Annotated in this window: 18 protein-coding genes; 7 read left to right on the top strand and 11 right to left on the bottom strand. The window is 70.7% G+C overall.

Translation table 11 applies throughout. The annotated features are described in order from the left end of the window. Nucleotides 1-263: 263 nt before the first annotated feature. A complete protein-coding gene (locus ACWDR3_RS09835) occupies nt 264-1,994 on the top strand; it encodes a hypothetical protein (RefSeq protein ID WP_450351945.1) in 1,731 nt (576 codons plus the stop codon). A gap of 70 nt (nt 1,995-2,064) precedes the next feature. Here ACWDR3_RS09835 and ACWDR3_RS09830 read toward each other — a convergent pair whose 3' ends face one another. From ACWDR3_RS09830 to ACWDR3_RS09810, 5 genes are read right to left on the bottom strand one after another with little or no spacing between them, the layout of a single operon-like run. Beyond that, nucleotides 2,065-3,315, bottom strand: coding sequence for a cytochrome P450 (locus ACWDR3_RS09830; RefSeq protein ID WP_450351944.1), 1,251 nt, complete (start codon nt 3,313-3,315; stop codon nt 2,065-2,067). After that, on the bottom strand, nt 3,312-3,917 hold the full coding sequence (locus tag ACWDR3_RS09825) for a GTP-binding protein (protein WP_450351943.1): 606 nt from the start codon (nt 3,915-3,917) through the stop codon (nt 3,312-3,314). Before ACWDR3_RS09825 ends, ACWDR3_RS09830 begins: the two co-directional genes overlap by 4 nt. After that, entirely contained in the window at nt 3,898-4,269 is a 372-nt protein-coding gene (locus ACWDR3_RS09820) for a DUF742 domain-containing protein (RefSeq protein WP_401710678.1), read from the bottom strand. The genes ACWDR3_RS09825 and ACWDR3_RS09820 overlap by 20 nt, the downstream gene beginning before the upstream one ends. Then, complete coding sequence (locus ACWDR3_RS09815) at nt 4,266-4,676, bottom strand: roadblock/LC7 domain-containing protein (RefSeq protein WP_030043913.1); 411 nt, start codon at nt 4,674-4,676, stop codon at nt 4,266-4,268. Before ACWDR3_RS09815 ends, ACWDR3_RS09820 begins: the two co-directional genes overlap by 4 nt. Nucleotides 4,677-4,681: 5 nt before the next feature. After that, entirely contained in the window at nt 4,682-6,358 is a 1,677-nt protein-coding gene (locus ACWDR3_RS09810) for an ATP-binding protein (RefSeq protein ID WP_450351942.1), read from the bottom strand. A 398-nt stretch (nt 6,359-6,756) separates the two neighbouring features. Here ACWDR3_RS09810 and ACWDR3_RS09805 point away from each other — a divergent pair, with 398 nt between their 5' ends. Both ACWDR3_RS09805 and ACWDR3_RS09800 read left to right on the top strand, forming a co-directional pair. Further along, nucleotides 6,757-7,119: a DUF1304 domain-containing protein gene (locus ACWDR3_RS09805; protein WP_450351941.1), complete on the top strand. Its 363-nt coding sequence runs from the start codon at nt 6,757-6,759 to the stop codon at nt 7,117-7,119. After that, the gene (locus tag ACWDR3_RS09800; RefSeq protein ID WP_450351940.1) at nt 7,116-7,679 is read left to right on the top strand and encodes a TetR/AcrR family transcriptional regulator; all 564 of its coding nucleotides are present in this window, start codon (nt 7,116-7,118) and stop codon (nt 7,677-7,679) included. Before ACWDR3_RS09805 ends, ACWDR3_RS09800 begins: the two co-directional genes overlap by 4 nt. Before the next feature lie 7 nt (nt 7,680-7,686). Here ACWDR3_RS09800 and ACWDR3_RS09795 read toward each other — a convergent pair whose 3' ends face one another. Further along, nucleotides 7,687-8,556 (bottom strand): hypothetical protein, encoded by an 870-nt coding sequence (locus ACWDR3_RS09795; protein WP_450351939.1) that lies wholly within the window; start codon nt 8,554-8,556, stop codon nt 7,687-7,689. Between the two features lie 67 nt (nt 8,557-8,623). Then, nucleotides 8,624-9,583 carry a GlxA family transcriptional regulator gene (locus tag ACWDR3_RS09790; protein ID WP_450351938.1) on the bottom strand — a complete coding sequence of 320 codons (960 nt, stop codon included), beginning with the start codon at nt 9,581-9,583 and terminating at the stop codon, nt 8,624-8,626. A gap of 71 nt (nt 9,584-9,654) precedes the next feature. Here ACWDR3_RS09790 and ACWDR3_RS09785 point away from each other — a divergent pair, with 71 nt between their 5' ends. Then, nucleotides 9,655-10,605, top strand: coding sequence for an NADP-dependent oxidoreductase (locus ACWDR3_RS09785; RefSeq protein ID WP_450351937.1), 951 nt, complete (start codon nt 9,655-9,657; stop codon nt 10,603-10,605). A gap of 43 nt (nt 10,606-10,648) precedes the next feature. Here the strand turns inward: ACWDR3_RS09785 and ACWDR3_RS09780 are convergent, their stop codons facing one another. Beyond that, a complete protein-coding gene (locus ACWDR3_RS09780) occupies nt 10,649-11,755 on the bottom strand; it encodes an NAD(P)-dependent alcohol dehydrogenase (RefSeq protein ID WP_450351936.1) in 1,107 nt (368 codons plus the stop codon). Between the two features lie 50 nt (nt 11,756-11,805). After that, nucleotides 11,806-13,260 (bottom strand): aldehyde dehydrogenase family protein, encoded by a 1,455-nt coding sequence (locus ACWDR3_RS09775; RefSeq protein WP_450351935.1) that lies wholly within the window; start codon nt 13,258-13,260, stop codon nt 11,806-11,808. Between the two features lie 133 nt (nt 13,261-13,393). Here ACWDR3_RS09775 and ACWDR3_RS09770 point away from each other — a divergent pair, with 133 nt between their 5' ends. Together ACWDR3_RS09770 and ACWDR3_RS09765 are read left to right on the top strand one after the other, a co-directional pair. Next, nucleotides 13,394-13,831 carry a MarR family winged helix-turn-helix transcriptional regulator gene (locus ACWDR3_RS09770; RefSeq protein ID WP_450351934.1) on the top strand — a complete coding sequence of 146 codons (438 nt, stop codon included), beginning with the start codon at nt 13,394-13,396 and terminating at the stop codon, nt 13,829-13,831. Between the two features lie 209 nt (nt 13,832-14,040). Further along, nucleotides 14,041-14,421: an anti-sigma factor antagonist gene (locus ACWDR3_RS09765; RefSeq protein WP_450351933.1), complete on the top strand. Its 381-nt coding sequence runs from the start codon at nt 14,041-14,043 to the stop codon at nt 14,419-14,421. A gap of 49 nt (nt 14,422-14,470) precedes the next feature. On the opposite strand, the gene tuf is transcribed toward ACWDR3_RS09765, so the two are convergent. Both tuf and ACWDR3_RS09755 read right to left on the bottom strand, forming a co-directional pair. Continuing rightward, the gene (gene tuf / locus ACWDR3_RS09760; RefSeq protein ID WP_450351932.1) at nt 14,471-15,664 is read right to left on the bottom strand and encodes an elongation factor Tu; all 1,194 of its coding nucleotides are present in this window, start codon (nt 15,662-15,664) and stop codon (nt 14,471-14,473) included. A gap of 55 nt (nt 15,665-15,719) precedes the next feature. After that, a complete protein-coding gene (locus ACWDR3_RS09755) occupies nt 15,720-16,673 on the bottom strand; it encodes a ribose-phosphate diphosphokinase (RefSeq protein ID WP_450351931.1) in 954 nt (317 codons plus the stop codon). Nucleotides 16,674-16,868: 195 nt separating this feature from the next. Here ACWDR3_RS09755 and otr(A) point away from each other — a divergent pair, with 195 nt between their 5' ends. Further along, nucleotides 16,869-18,734 carry a tetracycline resistance ribosomal protection protein Otr(A) gene (gene otr(A) / locus ACWDR3_RS09750; RefSeq protein WP_450351930.1) on the top strand — a complete coding sequence of 622 codons (1,866 nt, stop codon included), beginning with the start codon at nt 16,869-16,871 and terminating at the stop codon, nt 18,732-18,734. Nucleotides 18,735-18,840: the final 106 nt, after the last annotated feature.

Raw genomic sequence — 18,840 nt, 5'->3', positions numbered from 1 at the left:
CATAGAAGCTGAGTTCGAGTGTGCGGGTGGCCATTCCGGGCGTCCGCTCGCAGAGCGGGGGAGCTCTGTAGCGCCGTCTCGCAGAAGGAATCGCATGCGTCAGGAGTGCTTGGACAAGGACGAGCCGTCCATGGCAGGACGACGGCATCCAGGGTGAATCCGCCATTCCCCCGGCCGTAGGCCGGAAGACCCCCGAACACGACAGGCCGACCGCCACGGCCGATCGATTCCGTTGTCATGGCCACAACCTGATGGAGACCTGTGTGAAATTTCGAGTCGTAGGTGCTGGTCCGAAGTCGTCCGCCGACAACTCGCTCCCGGCGCGGTCGAGCGCCCAACTCCAGCCCACGGAGGCGGGGAACGCCCTGGCCCGCCTCCTGTTGGACCGCATCAACGGAAGCACGGAGGAATACCTAGGGTGCCAGAGCGCCGCTCAGCAGCGGCTGGACGCACTCGGCTCCCCCCGCGTCGGCACCACGCTGCATGTGGAGGGAGCCCTCCATCTGGCGCAGACCGCGTTCCTCCCGCCCGATGAGGAGGGCCACGCCAGGTTGAGGCACCTCGACGCCAGCCTGGACCTGATCGAAGCGGCCTTCCCTCAGGTCGGCACGGATGTCGAGGTCTGCCGGCTGAGCTGCGCGATGCTGGAGGGGGCCTGGCGGAGCCGGGCGCTCGCCCCGCCGCGCGAGGAGGAGCAGGCCACCGACTGCGCCTGCCCGCTGTGCCGCCGGCTGCCCACGCCCCCCGCGCGCACCCTGGACGACTACCGCTGGCGGCAGAGCGCCGGCCGTCCCCTCACCGTCAAGACCTGGCCGCACCGCCGAGAACTCGACAGCGTCCTGACCGGTGGCTGGTCCTGGACCCGGCAGATGAACGACCTCGAACGGGACCTCGGCCACCGCCATCGCTTCGAGGACGACATCCTCGTCTTCCACGAATACAAACGCGTGATCGAGACCATCGACACGACACAACTCACCGAACACGTCGAAGGCCGCCTGGCCGAGAACTTCAGCACCAACAGCGCACGGGCCCTGGTCTCCGGACTCTTCGCGGCCCACAAGCGCTCAGTCGACGAGTACTGGCTCCGACAGCACGAAGCGGGCAGCGTCACGCTCCCCCAGAGCAACCCGCTCGGCCAGAGCACCTACTCGATCCTGCAGATGCTGGACTGCCTGTTCTGGCACGTCGCCCCCGACACCGAACTCTGGCAGGAGGAGAACCTCGCCTCGCTGCTGCTGTGCCGCGTCATCGACGACATGGCCGACGTACGGGCCGACGCCCTCACCGGCGAGATCAGCAACTTCTGGCTCGCCGGGATGCCCACCCACACCAAGGCGCTCTACGCCGCCTGCGCGATAGCCATCGTCAAGTACGGCTGCATGCCCGAGGCGCACGACCCGATGTGGAACACCTGGCTGATGACCACCACCATCGTCTGGATGGGGCTCACGGGCCGTCATGCCCTGTGGTTCGACGGCATCACCGCGGGCCTTCCCCCGGCGGAGGAGTGCCCGCTCTGCGACCTGCAGCCCAACCCGTGCAGCGGCATCCTCACCCACGGCACCACCCTCACCATCGCCCCGCGGCGCACCGTACCCGCGCTGAGCGCCCGTACCGCCGAGCTGTCCGCGCGCTGCCGGGCCCAACACCCGGATGCATGGCCCCTGTTCGACGCCGAGCTCCATGCCTTCGAAGCGCTGCACGGCACCTGGCACGGTGACACCGACAACGCATGGGAGATCCTGCGCCGCACGTACATCGCCGCCGTGGAGGCGTCGAGCGCCGATCCGTCGACGGCCCGTGCCCGGCAGATCCAGCAGGACGCCGGCGTGATCGGAGCCGAGAAGTTCCACGCCCTGCACGATCCCGGGACGGGGCGGGAGGACACCGCTCTGCTCGCCTACATGTTCGGCGCCGCCCACCCGCACTTCCTCTGGAACGCCACGGGATACCGCCCCACTGACGTGGCGGGCGACTGGCTCGACGGCTGACGCCTCGACCCTGTTCCAGGTCTGCGGGGACAGCACTGCCCGGCCGGGGTCCGGCCGGGCAGCGAGGGTGTCAGACGGAGAATTCGACCGGCAGGCTGTCGAGCCGGGAGTCCCAGGTCGTGGCGGTCGAGGAGAGCTCCTCCGACGGCACGGCCAGGCGGAGACCCGGCAGCCGGTGCAGCAGGACGTCCACACCGATCTCGATGATGGACTGGCCGATGTTCTGCCCCGGGCACTCGTGCGGTCCCGAACTGAACGCCAGATGCGCCTGGTTGCCCTGCAGAGCGACGGTCGAGTCGGGCCGTACCTCCGGGTCGAGGTTGCCCGCGGCCAGGCCCAGGACGAGCAGTTCACCCTCCTGGATGTGATGGCCGCCGAGCTCCAGGTCGGCGGCCGCGAACCGGCCCGGCAGGACGGACAGCGGCGGGGTGTCCCACATGACCTCCTCCACCACCGAGGAGATGTTCAGCTGTCCGCTGACCAGACCGGACAACCGGGCGGAGTCGGTGAGGATCAGGTGCAGGACCCGCGCCAGCAGGTTGCTGGTGGTGGTGTGTCCGGCGATCAGCACCAGGCGCAGATGGCTGACGACCTCGTCGTGGTCGAGGCCGGCCGGGTGCTCCAGCAGGGCCGTGGTGAAGTCGGAGCCCGGCTCGGCCCGCTTGCGCTCGGTGAGTTCCGACAGGATCTGCATGATCCGGCCGTTGTGCTCCAGAGCGCCCTCGCCGCCCTTGAAGACCTGGGCGCACGACTCGACCAGGCGCAGCCCGTCCGCCGCGGGAAGGCCCAGGATCCGGGTGAGCACGAGCATCGGCAGGTACTCGGCGTAGTCGTCCACCAGGTCGGCGCGACCGGCGTCGGCGAACGCGTCGATCTGCTTGTTCGCGAAGAACGTCGTGTGCCGCCGCACGCCCCGGCTGGACGCCGCGAGCAGCCCGTCGGTGACCGCGCCGCGCAGCCGGCGGTGCGGTTCGCCGTCCTGGGAGACGCAGTCGGGACGCCAGCCGACCATCGGGATCAGCGGTGACGTCTCGTCGACCCGCCCCTCCCGCCAGTCCCGCCAGATCCGCGCGTCCCGGCTGAACTGGCGCGGATTGTCCAGCACCCGCCGGTTGTCGCGGTAGCCGAGCACCAGCCAGGCGGGGACGTCACCCTCCAGGAGCACCGGCGCGACGGATCCGTGCTCCTTGCGCAGCCGCTCGTAGATGCCGGACGGGTCGGTCGACGCCTCCGGCCCGAACAACCGGGTGAGGTCGCCCGAGCCGTGGGCCACTGGGCAGCCCCGCGGGGCGTCGGGACCGCTTAAGGGCTGGTCGTTCATCGGGACTCCAGGGCGACGGCCGAGCGGTCCTTGAGGTGCTGTATCAGGGCGACGAGCACATCGCGGCTGGAGTCCCGGTCCCGGGCGTCGCACTCCACGACCGGGGTGTACGGGGAGATGTCGAGGGCGTCCCGTATCTCGTCGACCGGATGGTTCTTGGAGTCCGGGAAGACGTTCAGCGCGATGACGAAAGGCACGTTCTGCCGCTCCATCTCCTCGATCGCCCGGAAGCTGGAGGCGAGCCGGCGGGTGTCCACCAGGACGACCGCGCCGAGCGCGCCCTTGAACAGGCCGTTCCACAGGAACCAGAACCGCTCCTGGCCGGGGGTGCCGAACAGGTACAGCATCAGGCTCTCGTTGAGGCTGATCTTGCCGAAGTCCAGGCTGACGGTGGTCTCCGTCTTGTCGGCGACGCCGATGAGGTGGTCGACGTCGGCGCTCGCCTGGGTGAGCGTCTCCTCGGTGGTCAGCGGTTTGATGTCGCTGACGGAGCGGACCATGGTGGTCTTTCCGGTGCCGAAGCCGCCGGCGATCATCACCTTCACCGAGCGGGTGCCTCCGGCGGCCGGCCGGCCGGGATGGTCAAAGCCTTTGAAGTCCACTGAGTACCTCCTCAAGGAGCGCGAGGTCGGGCCCGCGACCGGCGTCGTGCGCCGGGATCGGATCACGGGCGTCGACGCGGCCTGCCTCGAGCAGATCGGCCAGCAGCACCGCGAGAATGTTGAAGGGCAGTCCGAGGTGGGCGCCGAGTTCGGCCACCGACAACGGATCGCGGCAGCGCCGGATGATCTCCTCGTGCTCGTGCTGCATACCCGGTACGGGGGCGGTCAGAGAGACGATGAGGGTCGCCACGTCGAGACTCGACGCCGAACCGCCCGGTCCGCTACGTCCTCCGGTGAGGACGTAGTAGCGCTCGAGACCGGACGGGTCCGTGGGCGGTCGGGGAGCACTCATCCAGAGTGCTCCTCCAGGCGCGGAGTGGTGCCGAGGAGCTCACCCATCCTGCGGGCCAGATCCCTCATCTGGTGACCGAGCAGGCCCTGGTCGAGGCCTTCCCGCGCCAGCACGCCGAGATACGTCTCCACACCGGCGCGGACGACGAAGAGATGGCCGCCGTCGACCTCGATCATCGCCAGCCGCAGCTGCCCCGCGTACTTGGGGAACTGCTCGGCGACGGGCTGGGCGAGGGCCTGCAGTCCGGCCACGACGGCCGCGAACCGGTCGACGTCGTCGGGGTCTTCGGCACCGAAGCTGGTGATGGCCTTGCCGTCACTGGAGGCCACGAGGGCGAAACGGATCTCCGGGATGGACTCCACCAGATCGCGGAGCGCCCAGCTCACGTCGGTTCCCTGTTGCGTCATGTGGACTAGTCGCTCTCTTCAGTGCGGTGCTCGGTGGACTCACGGCCGGCCGGCGCCGCGTCCTCCTCGGTGATCTCCCGGCCGGCGGTCGCGAACGCGGCCAGGCCGGCGAAGGACTCGTCCGGCGGGACGGCGAAGGCGGCCGACTCCTCGGTCCGCTGCACGGTCCTCGGCTGCGGCTCCTCGTTCCGCTTGCTGCGGCGCCGGGGAAGTCCTCCGGGTGTGGTGTCCGTGGCCTCGCCGAACTCGGCCTCCGCCTCCGGTGCTTCGTCCACGGCCGCCGAGCGGCCGGGGGCGGCCGTGGCGGTCTGCGCGGCCTGGACCGGCTGGGCCGGGGAGGCCGCGGGCAGCGGGCTGAAGTACTTGTGCGGGACCACGAGAACCACCGAGGTGCCGAGCCACGGCGAGTCCGCGAAGGTGACGCGGATGCCGTAGCGGCGGGCGAGAGCGCCGACGACGCGCAGACCGATGTTGGCGTCCTCCGAGATGCCGCCGAGACCCGCGCCGACCTCGGTGCCCGCGAGGGCGTCCTCGGCCTCGCGCTTCTTCTCCTCGTTCAGGCCCTTGCCGGAGTCCTGGATCTCGATGCCGACGCCGTTGGGGACCTCCTTGCCGGAGACGACCACCGGCTCGGTGGGCGGCGAGTAGCGGGCCGCGTTGTCCAGCAGGTGGGCGAAGATCAGCGTGAGGTGGTCCACCAGGCCGCCGTCCACGCCGAGTTCGGGCAGATGGCGCACCTCGACGCGGTGGAAGTCCTTGATCCGGCCGATGCCGCCGCGCATCACGCTGAGCAGGCGCTGCGGCTCCTGCCACTGGCGTCCGGGCCGGTCCGAGCCGCCGAGCACGCCGATGCTGGCGGCGAGCGAGTCGGCGGGGCCGAGCTCCTGGTCGAGCTCCATCAGGCCGCGGGCGACGGCCGGCAGCCGGCCGTGCTCGCCCTGCATCTCGTGCAGCCGTCCGCGCAGCTTGCTGGTCAGGACGTGGATGCGGTTGCCGATGCTGATGACGGCCTGCTCGGCGGAGGTGGAGCGGTTGAACTCCTCCTCCACGCCGATGAGGGCGGTTCTGAGCACCTTGCGCAGGTCGGCCTGGAAGTCGGCGCTGACCTTGGCGCACTGGCCGGGCTCGGGCAGCAGGTCGTCGATGGCGTCGCCGGCCCGCAGCCGTACCAGCGCGTCCGGCAGTTGCTCGTCGCCGAGGTGGGCGAGCGCGGTCTGCTGGTGGGCGATCTGTTCCTGCCAGACCTCGGCCTGGTCGGCGAGCTGGGCCTCGTAGGACGTGGCCTGCTCGGCGAGCTGGCTCGCCAACGCGGCGGTGCGCTCGGTGAGTTGTGCCTCGTAGGCACCGGACTGGTCGGCGAGCTGGGACTCCAGGGAGCCTCGCTCGGCGGTGAACTTCCGCTCCAGGCCGGCAACATGCTGCTGCCACTGCTGGGACTGCTCGGCCTGCGAGCTGCGGAAGGAGCCCTCTACCCGACGCAGTTGCGTCCGGGTGCGAATCAACAGCCGTACGCAGACGGCGCTGGCGGCGGTCGCCGCGGCACCGGCGACGGCGGCCGTTATTCGCTCGGAGCTCATGAACGTGGCGGCTACCGTTCCGCCTCCTAAGGCCAGCGGCATCAACCACCAGCTGTACCAGGCGACAGGGGCCCGCGCCGCCGGCGGCGGAGTGGCGAGTTCCATCTGCATCCTTCGAAGCAACCCGATCGAACAGGGGGAGTGTGCTGGGGACCTCACTCATGAACACGCAGCGCGAGATGACCGAACGCGATCGGGCCAACTCGCAGCGTCGGTAGGGAGCTTATCGGGTTCTGACACCAAAAGATCAACCTAGATCGTTTGACGGAAGTGAGGATTCCGTCACTCTCAGCCAACGATCCATTCATCGACAAATCACTTCCCCGACCGGGGAGTTGGGCGCATCTGCCGGACCCGAAGGTCAGAGCGACTGGCGCAATGTGATCGCCCGGCCGTGCGGCCGGGACCGGCGACCGACGGTAACTTCCTGGACAGATGTCCGGCTATGATGGACACCTGTCCATGAACTTGTCCGTGAGCCTGTCCTCGAATTGGAGTTCCGCATGGAGACGGTCGCGAACGTGCTGGTCGGTCTGGTGGCCGCTCTGCACGCCTACATCCTGGTGCTGGAGATGTTCCTGTGGGAGAAGAAGCCCGGCCGGGGGTTGCACGGGTTCGACCCGGGGATGGCGAAGGCGACCGCGCCGCTGGCCGCCAACCAAGGGCTCTACAACGGGTTTCTCGCCGCCGGGCTGGTGTGGGGGCTCGTCGCGGCGGATCCGACCGGATTCCGCGCGCAGGTGTTCTTCCTGTCCTGTGTCGTGATCGCGGGCGTGTACGGCACGGTCACCGCCAACCGCCGCATCCTGTTCGCGCAGGCGTTGCCCGGCGCGATCGCCCTGGCCGCCGTCCTCATCGCGCAGTGACCCGCCCCGCGCCGGAGGACCCGCGGGCCGCGCGGACCAAGGAGCGGCTGCGCGAGGCCCTGCTCGCCGAGTGCGCCGAGCGGCCCCTGGCGGAGGTCGGCGTGGCCGCCCTCGTGCGCCGGGCGGGGGTCGGCCGGGCCACCTTCTACGTGCACTACGCCGACCTGGAGGCCCTGGCCGTCGACGCCTGCGCGGACGTCGTACGGGAGGCGGTCGAGGCGCTGCACTCCTGGCAGGGGCGGCCCGACCCGGTGCATGCGCCGCCCGCGCTGGCGGAGTTCTTCGGCTCGCTCACCCCACATGCCGAGCTGTACCGCGCGCTGCTCGCTCCGGGTGGCGGCGGCCCACTCGGCCTTGTGCTGCACCGGGACCTGCGGGCCTACAGCCTGCGCGAGCGGGAACGGGCGGGCGCGGCGGACGCCCCGCTGGTCGCCTCCGCGGTCGCCGCGACCTTCGCCGGTGTGCTGGCCGACTGGCTGCACGGCCTCCTGGACGCCGACGCGCCCCAAGTCGCCGACCAGGTATGGCAGTTGCTGGTCGCGCTGCACGCGAGCAGGTGACGGCGACTCACTTGCAGCCCTGGTCAGGACGCACCTGCGGCCAGGCCTCGACGCCGTCGGCGGTGCGGACGTAGGCCTTGGACGGGTCTGCGTCCGACAGCCACAACCGCCAGTCGCCGTGCCGGTATCCGGTGTCGTGGGCGTCGGCGGGCATCCGCACGTCCCCGTCGTACGCGGAGGTCAGCATGGACTGGGTGAGCACGCCGTCGGGATCGCGGGCGTAGAGCCTGCCGTCCTCGTCCTCCTTGTCCCGCTCCCCCACCGACAGGAAGTGCGCGCTCTCCCAGCCGCAGTGCTCGTCGCCGACGGAGCTGTGCACCTTGGTGATCGGTACCCGCCTGCCCCGCGCGTCGGTCCAGATCTCGTACCACTTCCCGTCGGTGTAGCTCGCCGGGAGTTCGGTCGGATCGCAGGAGGCGCTGGTGTCCGGTCCCCAACCGGGCCTGTTCTTCTGGTCCTTGGCCACGACGACGGCGACCTTGGTCCGCCCGGCGACGTCGAAGGAGTACAGGACGCGGTCGGCCTCCCGGCGCTCGACGCGGTAGCCGTGGTCCGGGTAGTCGGACTGCTCCATGTCGAAGAAGGCCCGCAGCCCCTCCTCGGGCGTCGACCCGCCGTCGCTCTTGCTCCACGCCTCGCTGCCCCCGCCGGAGTAGATCTCCCCGTCGCACTCCAGGGCCCGGCCCGCCGCGCCCGACTCCATGCGGGTGGCGCGGGTGCTGTCCTCGTCGAGGTTCTTCGTGGGCACGTGCAGCGGTCCGCTGTAGGGCACGGCCGGAGCCGTCCCCGCGATGACCAGGTCCTGGTCGCTCTCGCCGCCGCACGCCACGGCCGCCGACGCCACCAGCACCGTCGTCACCACAAGTCGTCCGCGCATCAACTTCCCCCGTTCCGCCTGCTGTTCTCCGGTCCTCCGACGCGACAGCACTCCGGAACGTTCACGGTCAGCGCACGGCCGCCTGGAAGGTACGCCGGTACGCCTGCGGGGAGACGCCGATCGCCGCGTGCAGGTGCTGCCGCAGCGAGGCGCCGGTGGCGAAGCCGACCTGCCCTGCGATCTGGTCCACCGACAGATCGCTCGACTCCAGCAGGTGCCGGGCGTGCGCGACCCGCTGCTGGATGAGCCAGCGGCCGGGACTGACACCGACCTCGTCGTTGAAGCGGCGGGCGAAGGTGCGCATGCTCATGCCCGCGTGCCGGGCGAGGTCGGCGAGGGTGAGTGGTTCGTCGAGGCGGACCAGGGCCCACGCGCGCGTGGCGGCCGTGCTCGCCGCGCCCGGCTCGGGCATGGGCTGCTCGATGTACTGCGCCTGCCCACCGTCCCGGTACGGCGGGACCACGAGGCTGCGGGCGACCGCGTTGGCGAGCTCGCTGCCGTGGTCCTCGCGCACGATGTGCAGGCAGATGTCGACGCCGGAGGCGGCACCGGCCGAGGTCAGGATCCGTCCGTCGGCGACGAAGAGGACGTCGGGGTCGAGGTCGATGTGCGGGTACATCCGCCGGAACGGCTCGACGAGCTGCCAGTGCGTGGTGGCCTTGCGCCCGTCGAGCAGACCGGCGGCGGCGAGCACGAAGGCGCCGGTGCAGATGGAGACGATGCGCGCGTCCGGCCGGATGAGCGCGAGCGCGGCACGGAGCTCGTCCGTCAGCTCGGCGGTCACGCGGGACGAGGCGACGGCCGCGACCACGACGGTGTCGGCGGTGGCCAGAGCCTCGGGACCGTGCTCCACACCGACCGTGAAGTCGGCGTTGGTGCGCACCGGCCGGCCGTCGACGGAACAGGTCAGCACCTCGTACCGGCCGCCCGCCGCGTCGAAGATCCGGTTGGGGATGCCCAGCTCGAAGGGGTGCACGCCGTCCAGGGCCAGCACCACGACCCGTTCCACCCGAGTGTTTTCACGCATGGCACGATCCTATCGAAGGTTGGCCATCGTGCCATTTCCCTGGCGGGCGGCCCGGGGCAGGCTGGTTCACCATGAGCACTGTGAACACGATGCGAGCCATCAGCCAGGACACCCTCGGCGGACCCGAGGTCCTCAAGCTCGTGGAGCTGGAACGCCCGCAGCCGCGCACCAACGAGGTGCTGGTCCGCGTCCACGCCGCCGGCCTCAACCCCACCGACTGGAAGCACCGCAAGACCGGCGGTTTCCTGGGCGAGCCGCCCTTCGTGCTGGGCTGGGACGTCTCCGGCACGGTCGAGGCGGTCGGCGTCGGCGTCGCCCGCTTCCAGCCCGGCGACGAGGTCTTCGGCATGCTGTCCTACCCCTACGGGCACGGCTCGCACGCCGAGTACGTCACCGCCCCGGCGCGCACCTTCGCGCACAAGCCGGCCTCGATCGACCACACCCAGGCGGGCGCGCTGCCGCTGGTCTCGCTGACCGCGTGGCAGGGCCTGGTCGAGTACGCGGACGTCCAGCCGGGTCAGCGCGTGCTGATCCACGCGGCGGCCGGCGGGGTCGGCCACGTGGCCGTCCAGATCGCCAAGGCGCGCGGCGCGTACGTGATCGGCACCGCGAGCGCGGGCAAGCACGACTTCCTGCGCTCGATCGGCGTCGACGAGCCGATCGACTACCGCGAGACCGACTTCACCGAGGTGGTGAAGGACGTCGACATCGTCCTGGACACCCTCGGCGGCGACACCGCCCTGCGCTCCATGCGCGTCCTGCGCCCGGGCGGCCAACTGGTCTCGATCGTCCCGATCGGTTCGAACGAGTTCTACGAGGAGGCCGAGCGGCTCGGTGTCCGGGCGCTGCGCATGCTGGTCGACGCCTCCCACAGCGGCATGGCGGCGATCGCGGACCTGGTGGAGGCGGGCAAGCTGCGCGCCACCATCGCCGCGACCTTCCCGCTGGCCGAGGCCGCCGAGGCGCACACGCTCGGCGGCACCGGCCGGACCGCGGGAAAGATCGTCCTGCTGACGGACTGACGCGGGTCGTCTCACACCCGGCCGGCGCAAGGGCCGACGCCGGTCAGAAGGTGAGCACTGGCTTGATCGCCTTGCCCGCGCCCATGTCCCGCACCGCCTGATCGATCTCCGCGAACGGATACGTGCTGATCAGGCGGTGCAGCGGGAGCCGTCCCTCCTTGACCAGCCGGACCAGGGCCGGGATGGAGGACTGCGTCTCGGCGTCGCCGAGAGTGAGCCCGACGACCCGCTTCCCGCTGAGCAACCCGTTGACGTCCAGGGCGACTTCGGTGCCGAACGGCGGAGCTCCTACGACGACCACCGTGCCGCGAGCGGCGAGCGCGTCGACGCCCTGACGCAGCACGGCGACGTTGCCGGTGGTCTCGACGACGCCGTCGGCACCCTGGCCGCCGGTGATCTCCGCCAGCGCCCCGGCGAGGTCGGCCGTGCCGGTGTCCACGGTGTGGGTGGCGCCCAACTCCCCGGCCAGTTCGAGCCGTTCGGCGACCCGGTCGACGGCGATGATCCTGGTGGCCGGGGTGAGGGCTGCCGCCATCACCGCCGACAGGCCGACCGCCCCGGCGCCGAGCACCACGACCGTGTCGCCGAGCCGGGGCTTCAGCACGTTCCAGACGGCGCCGACCCCCGTCTGGACTCCGCACCCCAGCGGGGCGATCGACTCCAGCGGCACGTCCGGGTCGACCTTGACGAGGCTGCGTTCGTCGACCAACGCCCGTTCCGCGAACGAGGACTGCCCGAAGAAGTGCCCGCCGAGGGGCTGCCCGTCCCGGCTGACGGTGCTGCTGCCGTCGGCGCGGCGACCGCCGATGAGGTTCAGCGGCAGCCAGGTCGCGCAGTAGGCGGGGTGCCCGCCACGGCAGTTGCGGCAGTCGCCGCAGGACGTGAAGGACAGCACCACATGGTCGCCGGGTGCGACAGCGGTGACGGCGGAGCCGACCTCCTCGACGACACCGGCGCCCTCGTGCCCGAGAACTCCGGGGAGCGGAAAGGGCAGTCCGCCGCTCGCCACGCCAAGGTCGGTGTGGCACAGGCCCGTTGCGACGACGCGGACGAGTGCCTCGTGCGGGCCGGGCTCGGCCAGCTCGACCTCGGTGAGCGTGAAGGGCGCGCCGCCCGACTCGACGACGGCGGCGCGGGTGGTGATGGACATCGTACGAACTCCTTTTGCCTTCAGGCGTGTTCAGACGTGCTCAGGCAGGTTCAGTCGAGCGAGACGACGACGGACTTGGTCCGGGTGTAGGCGGCGAGCGCCTCGGGGCCGTACTCGCGGCCGAAGCCGGAGTCCTTGACGCCGCCGAAGGGGACCGCGGGGTCGAGCATGGCCCAGTCGTTGATCCAGACGATGCCTGCCTGGAGCCGGTCGGCGATGCGGTGTGCGCGGGCCAGGTTGCCGGTCTGGACACCCGAAGCCAGGCCGTACGGCGTGGAGTTGGCGAGCGCGACGGCCTCGTCCTCGGTGTCGAAGGGCTGCACGGTCAGGACCGGACCGAAGACCTCCTCCTGGACCACCCGGGAGTCGTTCGACAGGTCGGCGATCACGGTGGGCTTGTAGTAGTAGCCGCCGTCCAGGTCGAGCCGCTCGCCGCCGCAGACGATGCGGGCGCCCTCCTTGCGGGCCAGGTCGACGTACTCCTCGACCTTCTTGAGGTGCCGCTCCCCCGCCATCGGTCCGACGACGGTCTCGGGCAGCCTCGGGTCGCCGACCGGGACGCCCGGGACGGCCTCGGCGAGGATACCGAGCAGGGTGCTGTACACCGAGCGCGCCACCAGCAGCCGGGGGCCGCCCATGCAGAACTGCCCGGTGTTGAAGACGAAGGCCTTGATGACCGCGCAGACCGCCTTCTCCAGGTCGGCGTCCTCGAAGACGAGGTGGGCCGCGTTGCCGCCGAGTTCCATCGTGACCGGCTTGAGCGCCTCGCCCGCGGTGCTCGCCACATGGCGGCCGACGGCGGTGGAGCCGGTGAAGGCGACCTTGTCGACCCCGCGGTGGCGCAGCAGCGCCTCGCCCGCCACCGGGCCGGTCCCGGTGACGACGTTGACCACGCCGTCGGGGACGCCCGCCTCCTGGAACAGCCGGGCCATGTAGAGCGCGCTGAGCGGGGTCTCGTCGGCCGGCTTGTGCACCACGGTGTTGCCGGCCGCGAGCGCCGGGCCGATCTTCGAACCGGCAAGGATCAGCGGGAAGTTGAAGGGAGTGATCGCGGCGACGACACCGAGCGGCTCACGCTTGGTGTACGCGAGCGCGTTCATGGGGGTGTCGCGGACGGCGCCGTCCAGGGAGTACGCGAGGGCGGCGAAGTACTCGAAGTCGTTGGCCGTGTTGGTCACGTCCACGGCGTGGCACAGCGTGATGGGCTTGCCGACGTCGAGGCTCTCCAACTCGGCGATCTCGTCGGCCCGTTCGCGGATCAGCTCGGCGACCCGGTGCAGCACCCGGCCCCGCTCCCGGCCGCTCAGCCCGGACCACGCGCCCCCGTCGAAGGCCTCCCGCGCCGCCTGCACGGCCACGTCGACGTCGGCGGCGCCGGCCGCCGCGACGGTGGTGACGACCGCGCCCCGGGACGGGTCGACCACCTCGACGCGGGCTCCGTCCTCGGCCTCGCGCCACTGTCCTCCGACGAACAGCCGTCCGGGTTCCATCTCGAAGGCGGTCATCACCACTCCTCAGCCTCATCGCCAGGAATACCAAGATTGCCAAGCATTCAACCAACAGGATTCCTGTTGGTTCACCGTCTGCCTCGCAGTCTGATTACAGACAGGATTCCTGTCAATGCTCTAGGCTCAGGACATGGCCGCCCCCCAGGAAACGAAGGCACCCCCGTCCCTGCTCTACATGGTCAAGCAGGTGGAACTCGCCGCGCGCTCCCGCCTCGACGAGCTGGTCAGGCCGTCCGGGATCACGGCGCTGCAGTACACCGCGCTGACCGTCCTGGAGCGGCACGACGGGCTGTCGGCGGCCCAGCTGGCCCGCGACTCCTTCGTCACGTCCCAGTCCATCGCCGATCTCGTACGGTCCCTGGAGAGCCGCGGGCTGATCCGCCGCGAGCGCAATCCGCGCAATCGCCGGGAGCTGCTGATCCTGCTGACCGGCGAGGGGCGCGAGCTGCTCGGGCGATACGCCGGGCCGGTACGGGAGTTGGAGGAGCGCATGGTGAGCGACCTCACCACGCACCAGACGGAGCAGCTCCGCCAGGCACTCTCCAAGGCCTGGCACGCCCTCTCGTAGACTCGTCGCTCCAATTCGAAGACATATGTCAATCGAACATGCTCAAATTCACTCGATCGAGGGTAACTTGCAGGGCGGGGAACGGTTTTGCGCTCGCTCTGGGAACCCGGGGCACGGCTGTACTCGTACGCTCGCTGCACGATGTCACCCCAGACCCCGGTGGCCTGCGGTCCCCGCCGTAGTCGGAGCAGGTTGGAGGCGATGTCGTCGTGCAGCAGGAACCTGCGCCGCCCACCCGCCATCTGCGTGTGCACGAGGACCGCGGACACACGGTGGTGGAGTTGCGCGGCGAGATCGACATCGCCGCTGCCGTGGAGATCGGTCCGTATCTGGACCGGGTGACGGCGCGCCCCGAGGTCCGGCTGGTGATCGACCTCAGGGGCGTCGAGTTCTTCGACTGCTCGGGGCTGCGGCTGCTGTACCGGGCCCGCGCCCGGACCCTGGACCACGACGGCGAGCTGCGCCTGGTCTGCACGCACGCCCTCACCCTGCGCGTCATGCAGGTCACCGGGCTGACCCGGCTGCTGCCGCCGCACGCCACGCTGGACGCGGCCCTGGGCCAGCCCGAGGCCACGTCCGGCTCCGTGTGAGCGAGGCGGTGCCCCGTGTGCGCGCGGCTGAATTTCCGTACGAGCGCCGCTACTTGAGGATCTTGGTGACCTGACCGGCGCCGACTGTCCGGCCGCCCTCGCGGATGGCGAACTTCAGCCCCTCCTCCATGGCGATCGGCTGGATCAGCTGCACGTTCATGGTCGTGTTGTCGCCCGGCATGACCATCTCGGTGCCCTTGGGCAGTGTCACCACGCCCGTCACATCGGTCGTGCGGAAGTAGAACTGCGGGCGGTAGTTGTCGAAGAAGGGCGTGTGCCGGCCGCCCTCGTCCTTGGACAGGATGTAGGCGCGTGCCTCGAAGTCCTTGTGCGGGGTGACCGAACCGGGCTGGATGACGACCTGGCCGCGCTCCACGTCCTCGCGCCTGACCCCGCGCAGCAGCAGTCCGACGTTCTCGCCGGCCCGGCCCTCGTCGAGCAGTTTGCGGAACATCTCGATGCCGGTGACGGTGGTCCGCGTCTTGGTCTCGTGGATGCCGATGATCTCGACCTCGCGGTTGACGTGCAGCGTGCCGCGCTCGATCCGGCCGGTGACGACCGTGCCGCGACCGGTGATGGTGAACACGTCCTCGATCGGCATCAGGAACGGCCGGTCCACGTCCCGTACCGGCTCGGGCACGAACTCGTCGACGGCGGCGAGGAGTTCGAGCACCGAGGCGCTCCACTCCGGGTCCCCCTCCAGGGCCTTCAGCGCGGAGACCCGCACCACCGGGAGCTCGTCGCCGGGGAACTCGTACTCGCTCAGCAGCTCCCGGACCTCCAGCTCGACGAGCTCCAGGATCTCCTCGTCGTCCACCATGTCCGTCTTGTTGAGGGCGACGACGATGTACGGCACGCCCACCTGCCGGGCGAGCAGCACGTGTTCCTTGGTCTGCGGCATCGGTCCGTCGGTGGCCGCGACGACCAGGATCGCGCCGTCCATCTGCGCGGCCCCGGTGATCATGTTCTTGATGTAGTCCGCGTGGCCCGGGCAGTCGACGTGCGCGTAGTGCCGGCGCTCGGTCTGGTACTCCACATGGGCGATGGAGATCGTGATGCCCCGCTGCCGCTCCTCGGGGGCCTTGTCGATCTGGTCGAACGGCGTGTACGGGTTCAGGTCCGGGAACCGGTCGTGCAGCACTTTCGTGATGGCCGCCGTGAGCGTGGTCTTGCCGTGGTCGATGTGACCGATGGTGCCGATGTTCACATGCGGCTTCGTGCGCTCGAACTTCGCCTTGGCCACTGCAACCCCTCCTGAGCGTCGGTGTGCCGCCGGGCGTCGCTCCACTCCCTCATGTCTATTCGTTCGGCGGCGCGTCGAACAGGGCGCTGACCGACTCGCCGTTGTGAATGCGCCGCACGGCCTCGGCGAGGGCCGGGGCGATGGACAGGATCCGCAGCTTCTCCGTGCGCTCCTCCTCGGGCACCGGCACGGTGTTGGTGCAGACGATCTCCAGTACGTCCGGCTGCTCGCCGATCCGCTTGAGCGCCCCGTCCGCGAACAGGCCGTGCGTGCACGCCACTCGGATCGAGCGCGGCCCCAACTCCCGCAGCCGTTGCAGGAGTTCCAGCACGGTGCTGCCCTTGGCGATCTCGTCGTCCAGCACGATGACGTCCCGGTCGGCCACATCGCCGATGACGGAGCTGATCTCCACCCGGTCGTCCGCGAACCGCTGTTTGGCGCCGGCCGCCACCTGGGCGCCGATCAACCGCGCGAACGCGGCGGCCTCCTTGGCGTTGCCGAGGTCCGGGGAGACCACGGTGGTCCGGGACAGGTCGTACTGCCGGAAGTGCGCGGCCAGTTCGCGCAGAGCGTGCAGATGGTCGACCGGGACCGAGAAGAAGCCGTGCACCTGCGGTGCGTGCAGGGTCATGGCGAGCACCCGGCTCGCGCCCGCCGCCACCAGCAGATCGGCGACCAGACGTCCGCCGAGCGAGATCCGGGGCGCGTCCTTCTTGTCGGAGCGCGCGTAGGAGTAGTGCGGCATGACGACGCTGATCCGCCCCGCCGACGCCCCGCGCGCCGCGTCGCACATCAACAGCAGCTCGACCAGGTGCTCTTGGACCGGCTTGACCAGCGGCTGGATCAGAAAGACGTCCCGTTCCCGGCAGTTGGCCTGGAGCTGCACCTCCAGGCAGTCGTTGGCGAACCGGCTGACCCGGGTCGGGCTGAGCGGCACTCCGAGATGCGCGCAGACCTCCGCCGCCAGGTCGGGGTGGGCACTGCCGCTGAACACGGAGATGTCTCGCACGGTCCGCTCCTCGCATGATCGATCCGGGGGTCGGCCTCATGCTACTGACCACGGAAAACCTGTTGCGGACCGCTACCGGCGGTGGGCCAGGATGGTCCGGTCCGCCCTCCCCGACCTCAGGAGCTCCCATGCGCCGACTCCTCGGAATCCACCAGTGCCCCCATAGGCCCACGGTTCCTGAGGACTCGACCCCGCATGCACACCCTGAACATCGGCATTCTGGCCCACGTCGACGCCGGTAAGACCAGCCTCACCGAGCGCCTGCTCTTCGACCACGGGGCGATCGACCGGCTCGGCAGCGTCGACACCGGCGACACCCTGACGGACGACGGGGAGATCGAGCGCCGGCGCGGCATCACCATCCGCTCCGCCGTGGCCTCCTTCACCGTCGGCGACACCCGGATCAACCTCATCGACACCCCGGGACACTCCGACTTCATCGCCGAGGTCGAGCGCGCCCTGGAGGTCCTCGACGGCGCGGTGCTGCTGCTGTCGGCCGTGGAGGGCGTCCAGGCGCAGACCAGGGTGCTGCTGCGCACCCTGCGCCGGCTCCGGCTGCCCACCCTCGTCTTCGTCAACAAGATCGACCGGGCGGGCGCCCGCACAGACGGCCTGCTGGCCGACATCCGGCGCAGGCTGACGCCGTACGTCGCACCGCTCGCGGACGTCACGGGCATCGGCACCGCCGACGCCCGCGTGACCGCCCGCCCGCCGGGCGATCGACGGCTGGCCGAGGCGCTCGCCGAGGTCGACCCGGACGTCCTCGCGGCGGTCGTGGACGGCCCCGCGCCCACCCCGGACGACCTGCGCAAGGCCCTGGCCGCCCGGACCGCCGACGGCTCGTTCCACCCCGTCCTGTTCGGCTCGGCCCTCGGCGGCCAGGGTGTCTCCGGACTCGTGGAGAACATGCTCCGGCTGATCCCGCCCGCACCCGGAGCCGAGAGCACGGCACCACGCGGCACGGTGTTCGCCGTCCGTCCGGGACCCGGCGGGGCGAGGACGGCGTATCTGCGGTTGTACGACGGTGAGGTGACACCCCGTCAGCGGCTGACCTTCCTGCGGCGGGAGGCCGACGGCCGGACCGTCGAGGTCTCCGGGCGGGTGAACCGACTCGACGTGATCGGCGGGAGCGGTCCGCTGACCGCCGGGAACATCGCGGCCCTCACCGGCGTGAGCACCGTGCGCGTCGGCGACCGGCTCGGTGAACTCACCGACCGGGCACCGCAGTTCGCGCCGCCCACGCTGGAGACGCTGGTGCGGGCCAGGCGTCCGGAGCAGGCCGTGCGGCTGCGCTCCGCCCTGCTCGCGCTCGCCGATCAGGACCCGCTGATCCACGCCAGGGCCGCCGGGCCCGACGCCACCGCGCTGCTCCTGTACGGCGAGGTCCAGATGAAGGTGATCGGGGCGACGCTCGCCCAGGACTTCGGCATCGAGGCCGACTTCGCGCCGGGCCGGGTCCGGCTCCTGGAACGTCCTGCCGGGGTCGGCGAGGCGGTCGAGGAGCTGCCGTGGCACGACCGCTCGCGCTACTGGGCGACGATCGGACTGCGGGTGGAGCCGCAACCCCGGGGCACCGGCGGGGTGTTCGGCTACGAGACGGAACTCGGCGCGCTCCCCCGCGCCTTCCACCAGGCCGTCGAGGAGACCGTGCACGTGAGCATGGGCGCCGGGCTGTCCGGTGCGGCCGTCACGGACTACCGCGTCACTCTGATCCGGTCGGGCTTCGTCGGGCCGCTCAGCACGGCCGCCGACTTCCGCGGGCTCACCCCGATCGTGCTGCGCCGCGCCCTGGAGCGGGCACGGACCCGGCTGTACGAGCCCTACCACGCCTTCGAGGCGGAGGTCCCGCTCGACGCACTGGCACCGGTGACCGCACGACTCGCCTCATGCGGGGCGGAGTTCACCGGGACCACGGGCGGGTCGGCCGCCTGGCTGATCTCCGGTGAGCTGCCCGCCCGGCGGCTGCGCGAGGTCGAGTTGGCGCTGCCCGGTCTCACGCGCGGCGAGGGCGTGTGGACCTCGCGGCTCTCCGGCGACCGGGAAGTGCCGACGCGCAGGTAGACGGGGGTGCTCCGGCCGGTGCGCCCCCTGTGCCTCAGGCATGTGTCCCGAAACGGCAACAGGGCGGTCTGACAAGGCTTTTGGGGGGCATCCGGTGTCTAGGAAG

This window comes from Streptomyces sp. NPDC001002 (genome assembly GCF_053599215.1).
The sequence above is the reverse complement of the archived record's forward strand: the minus strand, read 5'-3'. Positions and strand labels throughout refer to the sequence as shown.